Below are 12,308 nucleotides of genomic sequence, written 5' to 3'. Positions count from 1 at the left end.
AACGGGATCGTTCGCGAAGCGAATGGTGGAGGGGCGGCGACGGTAGTGCCATGGCCCCTCCGTCAGCGCTCCGCGCTGCCACCTCCCCATCGCTACGCGACAGGGAGGATCGATGACCGCAATCGCTCGTATCCCGTCACGCCATCCGGCTCTTACGCAGCGCTCAGCTTTTCGATCTCCGGCGCCCCCGCCAAGCACGGCCCCAGCTTCGCGCCCAGGCTGCGGAAATGGTCCGACGCGCGGTGGGCTTCGACCGCCGCTTCGTCGTCATAACATTCCAGCACCTTGTACACGCCCGCCTCGCCCGTGCGGAACAATCGGTAGTAGCTGTTTCCGGGCTCGTTCGCGGCGACCGCGGGCGCCAGTTCGGCGAACACGCCCTCGAATTCTGCTTCCTTGCCGGGCTGCACGCGCAGCGTGGCGATGATGCCGATGGCCATGTTTCTCTCTCCTTGTTCTATTTGCGAAGATCGGGATCGACCTCCCAGCCGTCCTCGACCTGGATACCGAAGCTGTTCAGGATCATCGAAACCTGCGTGTACTGGCCGACGGTCATCACCAGGTCCATGCGCCCCTTGTCGCCGAGCGGCGCGAGCGCCGTCCAGGTCGCATCGGTGACGAAATGGTCGCTGGTCAGCTCGTCGGTTGCGCGCAGCATCGCTTGGTCGATCGCGCTCCAGCCATCCGCATCCGGCCCCGCTTTGATCCGCGCGATCTCGTCCGCGGTCAGCCCGCAGTCGAGTCCGATCCGCTTGTGCTGCGTCCATTCATAGCCCGAACGGCAATTATAGCCGGTGCGCAGGATCACGAGCTCGCGGTCGCGCGGGCTCAGTGCGTTGCGCTTCGACAGGATATAATTGCCCCAGCCGAGGAAGGCGGTGAGCGCCTTCGGCGCATGGGCGAGGGTACGGAAGATGTTGAGAATCTTGCCGCCCCCGACCTTGCCCCCGTCGGAGGCAAGGAAGGGTTCGAGCGCGGCGCGCTGGTCGGCATCGAGCCGGTCCAAGTTGACCGGCTCGATACGCGGAGCGTTCAGGCGCAAATCAGAAGACCTCGAACAGGCCCGCTGCGCCCTGGCCGCCGCCGATGCACATCGTGACGACGGCATATTTGACGCCGCGGCGCTTGCCTTCGAGTAGCGCGTGGCCGACGCAGCGCGCGCCGGTCATGCCGAACGGGTGGCCGATCGAGATCGAGCCGCCGTTGACGTTGAGCAGCTCGTTCGGAATGCCGAGCTTGTCGCGGCAATAGAGCACCTGCACCGCGAACGCTTCGTTGAGTTCCCAGAGGCCAATGTCGTCCATCTTGAGCTCGAAGCGTTCGAGCAGCTTGGGGATCGCGAAGACGGGGCCGATGCCCATTTCGTCGGGTTCGGTGCCCGCAACCGCCATGCCGACATAGCGCCCCAACGGCTGGAGCCCGCGCTTTTCGGCAACCTTGGCTTCCATGACGACGCACGCCGACGATCCGTCGGCGAGCTGGCTGGCGTTGCCCGCGGTGATCATGTGGCCTTCGCCCATCACCGGCTTCAGGCTCGACAGGCCTTCGAGCGTGGTATCGGCGCGGTTGCACTCGTCCTTGTCGGCGGTGACTTCTTTGAACGAGACTTCCTTGGTTTCCTTGTCCATCACCGCCATCGTCGCCTTGCAAGCGATGATTTCATCGGCATAGAGGCCCGCGGCCTGCGCCGCGGCGGTGCGCTGCTGCGACTGGAGCGAATATTCGTCCTGCGCTTCGCGGCTGATGTTGTAACGCTTGGCGACGACCTCGGCGGTGCCGATCATCGGCATATAGGTGTCCTTGTGCATCGCGATCAGCTCGGCGTCGGTTTCGATGAAGACCTTGCCGCTGCCGCTGACTTTCGAGATGCTTTCGATGCCGCCGGCGACGCAAATGTCTTGGCGATCGACGATGATCTGCTTCGCGGCCGTCGCGATCGTCATCAGGCCCGACGAGCACTGGCGGTCGATCGACATGCCGGGGACGGTGACGGGCAGGCCCGAACGCAGCGCGATCAGGCGCGCGACGTTCATCGTCTGCGACCCCTGCTGCATTGCGGCGCCGAACACGACATCGTCGATCTCGCCGCCTTCCAGGCCCGCGCGCTCGACCGCGGCCTTGACCGAGAAGGAGCCGAGCGTCGGCGCCAGCGTGTTGTTGAACGAACCGCGACCCGCTTTGGTCAGCGGGGTGCGGGCGGTGGAAACGATGACGGCGTCACGCATGATAATTTTCCTCTTCGAAGAGTTTGGCTGAATCTTTGCCGGGGAGGGCTATGCTCAAACGAAAAACTGGCTGATCCATTCGGCGATCAGGGCGGGTTTTTCCTCGCCTTCGATCTCGACGGTCACTTCATTGGTCTGTTGCCACTGGCCGGGGCGCTTTTCCTCCAGCTCGAGCAGCTTGATGTGGCTGCGCACGCGCTTGCCCGAGCGGACGGGCGACAGGAAGCGGACTTTGTTGCAGCCGTAATTGACGCCCATCTTGACGCCGCCAACCTTCGGGCCGTCGGTGCTCTGGCCGAGCATCGGCATCAGCGACAGGGTCAAAAAGCCGTGCGCGATGGTGCCGCCGAACGGCGTGAGCTTCGCCTTTTCCTCGTCAATATGGATGAACTGGTGGTCGCCGGTCGCGTCGGCGAACTTGTTGATCATCTCTTGATCGACCAGCACCCAATCCGACGTGCCCAGATGCTCACCGACCTTGGTCTGCAATTCCTGCGGCGTGATTGTGGCCATGGCTTATCCCCTCGATCATTGGTTCGGGGCGCGTTCTAGGCCTGTCGGGACGCGTTGCACAAGGGCCATGCGGTCATCCCAAGGCGCCGTAGCGTCAGCTTGGCTTGGCCGCCTTTGCCGCCGCCGCCTTGGGTTTCGGGGACTCGGCATAGGGCATGATCATCGTCCCGTCGGGCGCCGCGGTAAAGGTCGTCTGGGTCGGATAGGCGAATTCATACCCCGCCTTCGCCATTGCGTCGAACACCCGGATTCCGACCTCGGTTCGCGCCGCGGTCACGACGTCGAAATCCTCGCTGTACACGTCGAACAGCAGTTCGAAATCCAGGCTCGACGGCCCGAAGGTGACGAAGCTCGACCGGATGAACTCATGCCCCGCCGCGCGCACCTGTTCCTCCAGCAACGCGGGCAGCTCGCGCAGCATCGCGGGGCTGGTCTGGTAGATGACCCCGATCGCAAAGGTCACACGGCGGCGGTGCAGATGGGCAAAGTTGGTAATCTCTTTCGCCAGCAAATTGGTGTTCGAGACGACGAGCAGCTCACCGTTGATCGAGCGCAGCCGCGTGCTTTTCAGCCCGATGCGTTCGACCGTCGCGGTGCTCGTGTCATATTTGATCGTCTCGCCGACGCGGAAAGGGCGGTCGAAAATGATCGACAGCGACGCGAAGAGGTCGGAGAAGATACCCTGCGCGGCCAAGCCGATCGCGATGCCGCCGATGCCAAGCCCGGCGACCAGCCCAGTGACATTGACCCCCATATTGTCGAGGATGACGATCGCCGCGATCGCAAACAGCGCGACGCTGATCAACAGGCGGATGATTCCCATCGCATTCGCCAGTGTCTCGTTATGCCCGTCCGACGCGCGGCGCTGGATCAGCCCCAATATGACCTCGCGCGCCCAGATCGCGACCTGCAGCACGACGGCGACGGTGAACACCAGCTGGATGATCTGCATGATCACCGCGGGCGGCTGCGCATAACCGGCGACCAGCCGCACCGCGACGATTGCCAGCACGAACGACTTGGTCTTGTGGATCACCCGCCCGACGATGTGGGTCAGGGTGAACTCGCCCGGCGTCGCCTGCGCGCGCTTCAGCGCAAAGCCGCGCAGCATTGACAGCAGGAAATAGATGGCGAGCCCGGCGGCGATCGCGATGCCGATCTGCAGCCAGTGGCTGTTCACCCACGCGATGCTGCTGTCCCACCACAGGCGGATGTCCTCGATCGGGTTGGTCGCGGCGGCGGGGCGGGTCGATGCGGGCTTGGCGGCGGCGGTGGCGGCCGCAAGGATTGAAAAGGTCAAATCGGTCCTCTTGCGTGTGAATCAGGCGGAACGAAGCAGCGCCGCGGCATCGGGCGCCCGCTCCAGATAGGTCAAAAACCCGCGCTCGTAACGCGAAAGATATTTGGTCGCACGGGGCAGCGCGCCCGTCGCGCCAGCAAAATCGCCGCGCGCCTGCGCCGCCGCGATCATCGCGGGGTGGACATAGGATTTACGCGCGATCGCCGGGGTGTTGCCCAGCCGGTCGGCGACATGTTCGACCATCGCTTTCAGGGTCGGCGGCTCGGGCGCGTCGAACAGATAGGCGTAGGCCTCGACGCTCGCGGTCCAGGTGCGGAAATGCTTGGCGCTGAAGTCGCCGCCCATCGCCTCGCGGATATAGGCGTTGACGTCGTCCGACGCGACCGCGCAGACGCCGCTGTCGTCGCGATATTGGAACAGATGCTGCCCCGGCAGGTCCTGCAATCGCCGCACCAGCGTCGTGATATTGCGGTCGCTGATCGCCACCTCGCGCTGCGCACCGCCCTTGGCGCGGTAGCTCAGGCGCAGCGTCTGACCGGTCAGTTTGGCGTGGCGGCGGCGCAGTGTGGTTGCGCCGAAACTCTTGTTCGCCGCGACATATTGTTCGTTGCCGACGCGCAGCGCGGCGAGATCGAGCAAGCGGACGACCGCGCCGACGACGCGCTCCTGGCACAGCGTCCGCCGCGCCAGATCGCTTTCGAGCCGGGCGCGGAGCAGCGGCAGCGCATGGCCGAACGCGGCGCAGCGGTCATATTTGTCGGCTTCCTGCGCCAGCCGGAAATCGGGGTGATAGCGATATTGCTTGCGCCCGCGCGCGTCATAACCGGTCGCCAGGATATGACCGTTGGCGGCGGGGCAATACCAGGCGTCTTCATACGCCGGGGGCAGGGCGATCGCGTTCAGCCGGGCGATTTCCTCGCGATCGCGGATGATCTGGCCCTTCGCATCGCGGTACCGCCAACCCTCGCCAACGCGCTCGCGCGAGATACCGGGCAGGCCGTCGTCGACATGGATCAGGCGCGGGGAGGGCATGGCGCAATAGCGCGCCGCCTTGCCCTTTGGTTCCGCTTCAGCGCGCCCCGTTGGTCAGATGCCGCGCCGGCACTTCGGCCGGGCGGGCCATCAGTGGGCGCCATCCGGCCTCCTGCTCGCGGCGGCGGCAATAAGTCGACAGCCCGATTTCCAGCGCCAGCATCATGTAAATAAATGGCTGAAACGCGATGCCGACGAACAGCGACCCGACCATATAGATGATATGGCCGTGCTGGAGCGCGGTCGCCAGCGGCGCAATCCATTGCTCCTCGCCGCGCCGCGTCTTCAGATAGCGCCGCCTCAGCCGCTCCATCTGCGCGATCCCGACGATGTGCAGCAACAGCCACAGCGCCAGCCCCGGATAGCCTTGCTCACCCAGCATCTCGAAATAGCTCGAATGATAAGCGCGCCCCGCATCTTCGTGCACCATCGGACCGCCGGGTTGCGCGCGGTCGGGGTCATAATCCGATCCCGCCGTCTCGACGCGCAGGCGGTTCTGGATATAGGCGTTGAAGCCGCCGCCGAACGGGTTTTCCTTGGCGTAATCCCATGTCCACGCCCACACCGCGACGCGCGTCGATGCCGACTGGTCGGACTTGTAACCCTGGATCGTTTCCATCCGCTCGGTAAAGCTTTGCGGCAGGAAGGGCACCGCCGCGATCGCCAGCAACCCGGCGCCTGCCATATAGAGCAGGCGATGTTTGACCGCGCGCAGCGACAGCACCGCCAGCACGGCAAGACAGACGAGCCCGGTGCGGGCCTGCGTCCCCACCGGCAGCAGCATGCAGGCAAAGCATAGCGCGAAACAGAATAGCGAAACCCGCCAGTCGGGCGGGAAAATCGTGCCATGGCGGCGATACCACAGGATCAACGGGATGATCGCGATGCCGACGGTCGACATGATCGACCCTTCGTACAGCCCGAAATTCTCGTTGAGCAGCAATTGCAGCGATCCGTACCCACCACCGCCTGCCGCGGTCTTGAGCCCGCCCGCAATCGCGATCGACGCCGCCGAAAGCAGCATGATCAGCGCCAGCGATTCGATCCTGAGCTTGGTGCGCAGCGTCAGCGGCAGGAAAATCGCCCACACCAGCGCCTTCCACACCCAGCTCCATTTGTCGGCAGCCTCGACCGGGAAATCGGCCGACATCGTCGTCATCCCGCAATAGGCGAGCAACACGACCAGCAACGTCTGCCGCCCCGACCAGCGCGTGTCGCGCTTGTCGTCGATTGTCAGCCAGCCCACGATCGCCAGCCCGAACACGATCAGCGAGATCGGGATCGAATTGATCAGGAAATAGCTCAGCCGCTGCGGCGCGACGATGTCGATGTAGCAAAAGCACAGCACGAACAGGAACGGCTTGCGGAACCCGATCCCGATGAACGCGAACAGAAAGGCGACGAACGCAATGTCACGCATCGGCGCGGTCGTCCGTTTCGGCGTCGCGGCGCTGCTGCCACTGCAGGCGGGGGCTGACCTCGCGGTCGAGATCGTCGCGGTGCAGCAGGCGCCATAACGCGATCGCCATCAAGACGTGCGTCAACCCGATGGAAAAATTGTCGACCATGTCCGCTCCCGCTACGCGATCGGGGTTGACGCTGCGTTAAGGCTAGTATGTCAAAGCGCTAGCCCATGACCCGCATCCTTCACGTCCTCGATCATAGCCTGCCCACGCACAGCGGCTACACCTTTCGCACCCGCGCCTTGATGAAGGCGCAGGTTGCAAAGGGGTGGGAGGTTGCAGGGGTGACCGGGGTGCGGCACCCCGAACCCGGCCCGGATGGCGAGACCGTCGATGGTTTGACCTTTTACCGCACCGCGCCGATCGCGCCCGGAATGCCAGTCATCAACGAATGGCGCGAAATCGGCGCGCTGGCGCGGCGGGTCGAGGCGCTGGCGCAGACATGGAAACCTGACGTACTCCACGCGCATTCGCCGGTGCTGGACGGGCTCGCGGCACTGCGCGTCGGCAAACAGCTCGGCATCCCCGTCATCTATGAAATCCGCGCCTTTTGGGAGGATGCCTCGGTCGGCAATGGCACCGGGCGCGAAGGCAGCTTGCGCTATCGGCTGACCAAGATGCTCGAAACCTACGCGGTGAAGGCCGCGGACGCCGTTGCGGTGATCTGCGAAGGCTTGCGCGGCGACCTGGTCGCGCGCGGGATCGATCCTGCCAAGATCACCGTGTCCCCGAACGGCGTCGATTTGGACCTGTTCGGCGACCCGCCGCCGCGCGACGATGCGCTGGCGGACACGCTGGGGATCGCCGCGGACGATGCCGTCATCGGCTACATTGGCAGCTTTTACGACTATGAAGGGATCGACGATCTGATCGCCGCGATGCCCGCGCTGGTTGCGGTGCAGCCCCGCGCGCGCTTGCTGCTCGTCGGCGGCGGTCCGATGGAGGCGGCGCTGAAGGCACAGGCCGCGGCGTCGTCAGCGGCGGCGCAAATCCATTTCGTCGGCCGCGTCCCGCACGATGAGGTCGAGCGCTATTATTCGCTCATCGATATCCTCGCCTATCCGCGCAAGAAAATGCGGCTCACCGACCTCGTCACCCCGCTCAAGCCATTGGAAGCCATGGCGCAGGGCAAGCTGGTCGCCGCGTCCGATGTCGGCGGCCACCGCGAACTGATCGAGGATGGCGTCACCGGCACGCTGTTCGCGCCCGACGACCCCAAAGCGATCGCCGATGCGCTTGCGAAGCTGCTCGAAAATCAGGCCATTTGGGCGGAACGCCGACGGATTGCGCGTATTTTTGTCGAAACCCATCGTAACTGGTCATCAAACATTTTACGTTACGAGCCGGTTTACCAGCGATTGCTGCGCGGCGGCGCTTGAGCGCGTCGCCAGGCAAGACGAGATTTGGGCCCCAGCGGCCGCACGGAATTGGACGATATGGACGATAGCAGCGACAACCCCGTTCCGGGCAAATCAGATGCGCTCCTCCGCGCGCTGCGTCCCGCGCTTCCGGCGGCGATCGGCGCTGCCGCGCTGACCTTCCTGTTCGCTGCCGTGATGCCGATGTCGTGGGTCGCCGCAATCAGCTGGAACCTCTATCTTGATCGCCTGTCGGACTATTTTGTTCCGCCGGTCGGCAATGCTGCTCGGCTGATCCTGGCACTCGGCATGGCGGCGATCGCGTCGCTGATCGCCGGGCTGGTCGCGCTGCTGATCGCGCAGCCCGAAGCGGCGGGATTGACCTCGCTGCGCGGCCGCTTCCGCCGCGCGCCCGCGGCGGACGCCGACGAGGATGGCGACGCCTTTTGGACCCGCCGCCGCCGCGTCGATCTCCACCCCGACGATTCGCTGCGCCCGCCGATCCGCGCCGGCCGCGATCTGCCCGCGGGCGGGCTGGGACCGTTGACCGCCGACCGCGATGCCGCCGACCGCAGCGCCGAAGCCGACCTGTGGCTCGGCGAATTTGCCGAACAAAATGCCGACGAGCTGGTGCTCGCCGATCTCGCGCCGACCGAGGACGAGCCCACGGGCGACGAGCCCTGGCTGCAACCCGCCGATATGAAGGCGCCGCCGCTGCCGGCGCCCACCGACAATTCGCTCGGCGCCATGGTCGCGCGGCTCGAGGCGGGGCTGGCGCGCCGCCGCGAACCGACCGCGGCCGCCGCGGTCGATGCGCCCGATGAACCGGCACTTGCGGTCGAGCCCGAGGTCGATTTCGCCCTCGAAGCCGCGCTCAGCACCCTGCAACGAATGACCCGCCAGTCGGTGGGTTAGGGACATTGCTCCGCTCCGGTTGAACCGTAGCCCTGAGCCTGTCGAAGGGCGCTTCTCGGAATAGACGTCCCCTTTGACTGCCTTGCAGGCGCTCAGGACAGGCTTCGGCAAGGTCGGGGCAAATCTGGAGAAAATCCGGGCGCGCGCCGCTCCATCGCCCACCCCTCAATCCTCCACCGTCAAGATCTCGATCCGCAACGCGTCCGGCGCGGCCCCGCATTCGACCGCGACATCGGCGATGACATGGCCCGGCAGCGCCCATTCAGTCGCGCTCAACGCCCCCTGCAACGCGGCGCTGACCGCCGCGACTTCACCCGCCGCCAGGTCGCACGGAAACAGGTGACGCGCGCCGACGAAATTTGCGCTCGCCCATGGCCGGAACGTCGACGCACCGATCGTCAGCCCCGGCGGCAGGGCTTCGCCCAACAGGTGGCGCAACCGGCGGTGCGGACAGCCGGGACGGCGCGCCTGCACGGGAGACCAGCGCGTCATGCCTCGGCTCCCTTCGCCACCCGGCGATAGCCCCGCGTCCGCCGGTCGCCCTGCGGCGCGACACGTCCCGCATGGCGCTCGGCACGCCATATGTTCATGAAATGTTCCACGCGGCAGATCAGCTGGCGGCCGGGCTCGCGCCCCTCGCGCAAATCGCTGACCAGCCGCGGATCGCGCACCGCCGCGCGCCCGAACACGGTCGGCGGCATCGCCGATTCCTTCAGAAACGCGTCGATCCGTTGCAACAATGTGCGCTCCATAGCTTCCTCCCTGACCGCGTCGACAACCGGGCGACTCACCCGATAGGATAAATCCTATTTGAACGTCGTTTTCCTACTTGTCTAGGAAAAATCCGCTTGCTAGAGACGAAATAGGAAGGACTAGTCCATGAGCGACCATGTTGCCGATCCGCGCGCTGCGCTGGACCGCCTGTTGACCGACAAGGGCATCGATTACGCGCGCCTGTCGCAGGTGATCGGGCGCAACCCCGCCTATATCCAGCAATATATCAAACGCGGTTCGCCGCGGCGGCTCGCCGAACAGGACCGGGCCCGGATCGCGGCTTATCTGGGGGTATCCGAAGCGTTGCTCGGCGGTCCGGTGCAACGCGTCGCGACCCCGGCGCGGATGCGCGGTCCCGGCATGATCCTCGTCCCCAAATTGGCGATCGGCGCCTCCGCGGGCGCGGGCGCCAGCGTCGAGGGCGAAGCGATCGAGGGCGAGGTCGCGTTCGATCCCAAATGGCTGCGCGACCTCGGCGCCGACCCCCGCGCGCTCAGCATAATCCGGGTCGAGGGCGATTCGATGGCGCCGACGCTGAACGACGGCGACGACATATTGGTCGATGGCGGCGATGCGGCGGCGCGGCTGCGCGACGGCATCTATGTGCTGCGCATGGACGATGTGCTGATGGTCAAACGCGTCGCGCGCGCGCCGGGACCGGGCCGGATTTCGGTGATCAGCGACAATCCGCATTACCGCAGCTGGGACGACCTGCCGATGGCGTCGGTCCGGCTGGTCGGCCGCGTCGTGTGGACGGGGCGCCGGGTGCGGTAGGGGCGCGTTGGGGCGGACCCCCTATTCCCGTTCGTGTCGAGCGAAGTCGAGACACCCTTCGGGCCAGGCACGGCGTCGAAAGGTGTCTCGACTTCGCTCGACACGAACGGAATTTACGGAGTGGCTGAGAGCCACGGCTACCTTCAAATCAACGAGGCTCCGCCATCACCGCTTCGATTTCATGGTCTAGTACTTCAGCGCGCTCACACTGCTCGGCCTTGCCGTCGCGGCATTTCTCCGCCGCCTTGTCGCGCTCGCGCGCCAGCTTGCCCAGCTGCTCCTCGCGTTTGCGCATCTCGCGGCCGCGGTTGCGGTCGGCCTCGTCCTGGCTGGTCGTCGTCCAGTCGGCGACCTGCCCGACCGCTTTGACCGGCGCGGTCACCACGGTTTTTACGGCGCTGACACAGCCGGTGAGCAGCGGCAGCGCCGCAACGACGATGATGATGGCACGCATGATCTTCTCCTCGCCCCGCTACTCGGTCGCTCGCCGCCTCATCGCATAGCGGGCGTGATCTGAACAGGATATTGCGATGGATCGCCGCCATCGTGCGGCCCTGTGTCACACCATTGAAACAAATGGTTAAAGTCGTGTTTACCAACGCCCCTTAGGTCGAGCCGTGAAGCGATAGCCGCAGCGCGAAGAGAGACCACGCCCGTCATGGACACCATTTTGTCACCCTCATCGGGCCACGCCGCCGCGGTCGCCGTCGATGCCCATATGTCCGACGTGATCGACCTGTTTCGCGCCGATTCCGAACTGCGCGCCGTTGCGGTTCTCGACGCCAACGCGCGCCCGGTCGGGGTCATCCGCGAACAGCGGGTGCGCGAGCTGCTGTTTTGCCCCTTCTGGTTCTCGCTGATGCAGAACCCGACGATCGGCGGCTCGATCGCGTCGATGATCGATCCTTGCCCGGTCGCCGATATTGCGAAACCGACCACCGACCTGCTCCGCATCGCGGCATCGGGGCGCGGCAAGGGCGAGTTGATCCTCGTCGACCGCGGGCGCTTTGTCGAAACGCTCGACAGCGGCCAGCTCGCGCGGCTGGCGATGCTGCGCGATGTCGAACTGGCGCAGGAACGCGTCGAACGGGCGACGCGCGTCGACGAAGCCGGGCAGGCGTTTCAACAGGACATCGCGGCGCTGACTACGGCGCTGGCGGATATGGCGCGGACGGTCGAAACCGTCGCGGACGGCCTCTCCGATCGCGCGCGGCGTACCGGACACGACGCAGTGACCGTTGCGGGCGCGACGGCGCAGACCTTGGCGGGGCTCGATGAACTCGGCCATCGCGGCCATGCGCTGGCGGCGACGATGGCAAAGATCGTCGATGATGGTTCGCGCGCCCGCGCCATTCGCGGCGAGGCGCATCGCAAGGTCCAGCAGGCGGGCGAACGCGCCGCGGCGCTCAAGGCGGCCAGCCAGTCGATCGAACAGATGCTGGCGCTGATCATCGACATGGCGAGCCGCACCAACATGCTCGCGCTCAACGCCGGGATCGAGGCCGCGCACGCGGGAGAAGCCGGGCGCGGCTTTGCCGTGGTCGCCGCCGAAGTGAAAACGCTCGCCGGCCAGACCCGCTCGGCGGCGGGCGACATCGCCCAATATGTCGACCGGATCCGCGATATCGTCGGCCAGGTCGCCGCGGGCTTTGCCGAGGTGGAACGGGCGATCGACGCCAACAACGGCTTCTCCGACGCGATCGACCGCGCCGTCGACGGCCAGAGCGCGACGACGCTGATGATTGCGAGCTATGTCGAACAGGCGGTGTCGGCGGGCCGCGAGATCGACCATCGCGTCCAGCAAATCGGCCATGGCGCGAGTGCGGTCGGCGACGGCGCGCAGGCGTTGGGCCAATTGTCGGCCGGCCTCACCGCGGCGGCCCGATCGCTCGACCAACGCGCGCGCCATTTTGTCGAAACCGTCGCCGCCGCCTGAAATTCGGCGCCCCCGCAA

The 12,308-nt window shown here is 65.7% G+C and carries 15 protein-coding genes; 4 read left to right on the top strand and 11 right to left on the bottom strand.

Annotated elements, in window-relative coordinates; translation table 11 throughout:
* Nucleotides 1-152: 152 nt before the first annotated feature.
* From FFS18_RS05975 to FFS18_RS17405, 8 genes are all read right to left on the bottom strand, one after another.
* Nucleotides 153-440, bottom strand: a complete 288-nt coding sequence (locus FFS18_RS05975) for a putative quinol monooxygenase (RefSeq protein WP_137870166.1) — start codon at nt 438-440, stop codon at nt 153-155.
* A gap of 17 nt (nt 441-457) precedes the next feature.
* On the bottom strand, nt 458-1,006 hold the full coding sequence (locus FFS18_RS05970; protein WP_249340323.1) for a carboxymuconolactone decarboxylase family protein: 549 nt from the start codon (nt 1,004-1,006) through the stop codon (nt 458-460).
* Between the two features lie 37 nt (nt 1,007-1,043).
* Nucleotides 1,044-2,225, bottom strand: coding sequence for an acetyl-CoA C-acyltransferase (locus FFS18_RS05965; RefSeq protein ID WP_137870164.1), 1,182 nt, complete (start codon nt 2,223-2,225; stop codon nt 1,044-1,046).
* A 54-nt stretch (nt 2,226-2,279) separates the two neighbouring features.
* A complete protein-coding gene (locus tag FFS18_RS05960; protein ID WP_137753976.1) occupies nt 2,280-2,738 on the bottom strand; it encodes a MaoC family dehydratase in 459 nt (152 codons plus the stop codon).
* 94 nt (nt 2,739-2,832) lie between these two features.
* Complete coding sequence (locus FFS18_RS05955) at nt 2,833-4,038, bottom strand: mechanosensitive ion channel family protein (RefSeq protein ID WP_137870163.1); 1,206 nt, start codon at nt 4,036-4,038, stop codon at nt 2,833-2,835.
* A 21-nt stretch (nt 4,039-4,059) separates the two neighbouring features.
* Nucleotides 4,060-5,070 (bottom strand): DNA topoisomerase IB, encoded by a 1,011-nt coding sequence (locus FFS18_RS05950; protein WP_137870162.1) that lies wholly within the window; start codon nt 5,068-5,070, stop codon nt 4,060-4,062.
* A gap of 37 nt (nt 5,071-5,107) precedes the next feature.
* Entirely contained in the window at nt 5,108-6,490 is a 1,383-nt protein-coding gene (locus tag FFS18_RS05945) for a putative O-glycosylation ligase, exosortase A system-associated (protein ID WP_137870161.1), read from the bottom strand.
* On the bottom strand, nt 6,483-6,638 hold the full coding sequence (locus tag FFS18_RS17405) for a hypothetical protein (RefSeq protein ID WP_168453685.1): 156 nt from the start codon (nt 6,636-6,638) through the stop codon (nt 6,483-6,485). Before FFS18_RS17405 ends, FFS18_RS05945 begins: the two co-directional genes overlap by 8 nt.
* 65 nt (nt 6,639-6,703) lie before the next feature.
* On the opposite strand from FFS18_RS17405, the gene FFS18_RS05940 reads away from it, so the two are divergent.
* Entirely contained in the window at nt 6,704-7,912 is a 1,209-nt protein-coding gene (locus FFS18_RS05940) for a TIGR04063 family PEP-CTERM/XrtA system glycosyltransferase (RefSeq protein ID WP_137870160.1), read from the top strand.
* Nucleotides 7,913-7,969: 57 nt separating this feature from the next.
* Nucleotides 7,970-8,806 (top strand): hypothetical protein, encoded by an 837-nt coding sequence (locus FFS18_RS05935; RefSeq protein WP_137870159.1) that lies wholly within the window; start codon nt 7,970-7,972, stop codon nt 8,804-8,806.
* A gap of 165 nt (nt 8,807-8,971) precedes the next feature.
* Here FFS18_RS05935 and FFS18_RS05930 read toward each other — a convergent pair whose 3' ends face one another.
* Together FFS18_RS05930 and FFS18_RS05925 are read right to left on the bottom strand one after the other, a co-directional pair.
* Entirely contained in the window at nt 8,972-9,298 is a 327-nt protein-coding gene (locus tag FFS18_RS05930) for a hypothetical protein (protein WP_249340322.1), read from the bottom strand.
* Nucleotides 9,295-9,558, bottom strand: a complete 264-nt coding sequence (locus FFS18_RS05925) for a hypothetical protein (protein WP_120215404.1) — start codon at nt 9,556-9,558, stop codon at nt 9,295-9,297. The genes FFS18_RS05930 and FFS18_RS05925 overlap by 4 nt, the downstream gene beginning before the upstream one ends.
* A 127-nt stretch (nt 9,559-9,685) precedes the next feature.
* Between FFS18_RS05925 and FFS18_RS05920 the strand changes: the two genes are divergently transcribed.
* Entirely contained in the window at nt 9,686-10,354 is a 669-nt protein-coding gene (locus FFS18_RS05920; protein WP_137870158.1) for a S24 family peptidase, read from the top strand.
* 148 nt (nt 10,355-10,502) lie between these two features.
* On the opposite strand, the gene FFS18_RS05910 is transcribed toward FFS18_RS05920, so the two are convergent.
* A complete protein-coding gene (locus FFS18_RS05910; RefSeq protein WP_120215406.1) occupies nt 10,503-10,808 on the bottom strand; it encodes a hypothetical protein in 306 nt (101 codons plus the stop codon).
* A gap of 204 nt (nt 10,809-11,012) precedes the next feature.
* On the opposite strand from FFS18_RS05910, the gene FFS18_RS05905 reads away from it, so the two are divergent.
* A complete protein-coding gene (locus FFS18_RS05905; RefSeq protein WP_249340321.1) occupies nt 11,013-12,290 on the top strand; it encodes a methyl-accepting chemotaxis protein in 1,278 nt (425 codons plus the stop codon).
* The last annotated feature ends 18 nt before the right edge of the window (nt 12,291-12,308 follow it).

The organism is Sphingopyxis sp. 2PD, assembly GCF_005503695.1.
Lineage (GTDB): Bacteria > Pseudomonadota > Alphaproteobacteria > Sphingomonadales > Sphingomonadaceae > Sphingopyxis.
This window is presented reverse-complemented; position numbering and strand designations above follow the sequence as displayed.